The following is a 1,876-nucleotide window of genomic DNA, read 5'->3' as shown; positions in this document are numbered from 1 at the left end:
GCGGCGACGGCCTGGGCGACGGGCGAGTTCGCGATGTCGCCGGTCGAGAGGCGCAGCGCGACCTCGCCGGCGTCGGGGGCATTGCCGCGCGCGAGCTGCTCGGCGGCGCCGCGCTGGCTGTCGCGCTCGTTGGCGCTGGTCAACAGCGACTGCTCGGCCGAGACCAGTGCCACCGGCGCCGCAGCCTCGACGACGATCGAGCAATCGACCCCCTTGGGCGCGGGACCGCGACCCTGGGCCGCACGGTCGCAGGCATCGACGAGGCCCGGCGGCAGCGAGGCGAGGCCGGTGGGCGCGTTGCGTGTCGAGAGCTGCGAGGTCGGCGCGTTGCCGGCCGAGCGTGACGAGAGCTGGCCGAAGCGCGGATCCTGGCCCGCGCGCGGCGTCGCGACCTGACCCGCGGCGGCGGGCGAGGCGGTCCGGCTGACCTGGGCCATGCCGGTCGAGGGACGCCGGTCGGCATCTCCGATCTGCTCGACCGCGCGGGTGTTCGCGGGGGTGACCTGATCGACGAACAGATCGTTGCGCTGCGCGGACGCCGAAGCGGCACCGATCAGCGCGGCGCCGGCGAGCAGGACGGTTCGCAATCTCATTGCAGGTATCCTCTGTGCAGCTTTTACTGCTGCACCCTAGCGAAGTTCCCATTACCCGTCTGCGTTATCGTGCTCACGCTGCCGGGATTGAACTGCTGCGACACGAAAGCCTCATTGAACGAACCGTTCTGCATAATGTCGCTGACCACGGCGAGGCTCACCGTGGCGACGCTGGCTGCCTGGAGCACGGTGGCATAGTTGCCAACGCCGCCCTTTTGCACGATCGTCGACTTGGCATAGGCCGATCCAGGTGCTTGATAGACATAGGCGGTGTTGCCGTTGCTCAGTTGGCGGATCTTCGATTCCTGGGCCATGCCGCGTTGGTAGACGGTCGCGAAGTTGTCGTCGGCGTCGCCGCCGGGATTGAGTTCGCCCTGGTCGATCTCGCTGAAGCTGCCGCTGTCGAGCACGTCGCCGTCCTGGCGGACGAAGGCCTCGTTGTTGCTGCCCACCTGGCGGGTGATGGCGAGAGCGTAGTCTTCCTGAAGGATGACGCCGCGGTTGCCGAAGCCTTCTTGGTAGAGGATCGCGTTGTTGAAGCTGCCGACGGTGTCGCCGGTCTCGGCGGCGAAGGTCGTGGCGTTGTCGAGACCCTGCTGGATCACGCCGTCGTTGCCGGCGCCGAGCTGATCGATGCGCGCGCGGTTCTGCTCACCCACGCCGGTCGTGGGCACCGTGACCGAGGTGAAGTTGTAGTTGCGCATGCCACCCTGCTGGATCGTGGCATTGTTGACCGCATTGGTGCCGTTGAAGGCCTGCGACGACAGGTCGAAGCTGCGGTGGGTCTGGTTGACCTCGGCTGTGTTCGAATAGAGCTGGCTGCCCGAAGGCGTGGCATAGCCGACCTGGCCGACATAGGCGCGGTTCAGCGATTCCTGGAGCGGAGCGCCGGTATCGGCCTGGCGCACCGAGGCCGAGCTGTCCTCGCCGTTCTGGTTGACGATGGCCCAACCGCGATTGCCGCTGGCCTGGTCGATCCGCGCGAGGTTGCGGCTGCCGTCCTGTTCGACCGCGGACTTGTTGCCCGCCGTCTGGAACTGCAGGCCCGGCACCTGGGTCAGGTTGAAGGTGGCGATGATGTCTTCGGCCGACTTGTCGAAGGCCGCGCGCACGGCGCCCTGAACGTCGCCCTTCTGGACATTGCTGCCGCTGATGAGATCGATGTCGAGCGACTTGCCCAGCGCCGTCTTCAGGACCTCGTCATCGAGGAAGCTCTGCGGTTCGTCGGCGATCTGGATGTCCGTGATCGGCGTCGAGCTGCCGTCGGGGAAGATGACCTGCGC

At 67.3% G+C, this 1,876-nt stretch carries 2 protein-coding genes; both read right to left on the bottom strand.

Annotated elements, in window-relative coordinates:
- Positions 1-593 (bottom strand): hypothetical protein (locus WG901_RS23730; RefSeq protein ID WP_339589616.1); only part of this gene is annotated, 593 nt, incomplete at its 3' end.
- Positions 594-616: 23 nt separating this feature from the next.
- Positions 617-1,876, bottom strand: a 1,260-nt coding sequence (locus WG901_RS23725; RefSeq protein ID WP_339589615.1) for a hypothetical protein, incomplete at its 5' end; no start/stop codon positions are given.

The organism is Novosphingobium anseongense, assembly GCF_037482895.1.
Lineage (GTDB): Bacteria > Pseudomonadota > Alphaproteobacteria > Sphingomonadales > Sphingomonadaceae > Novosphingobium > Novosphingobium anseongense.
The sequence above is the reverse complement of the archived record's forward strand: the minus strand, read 5'-3'. Positions and strand labels throughout refer to the sequence as shown.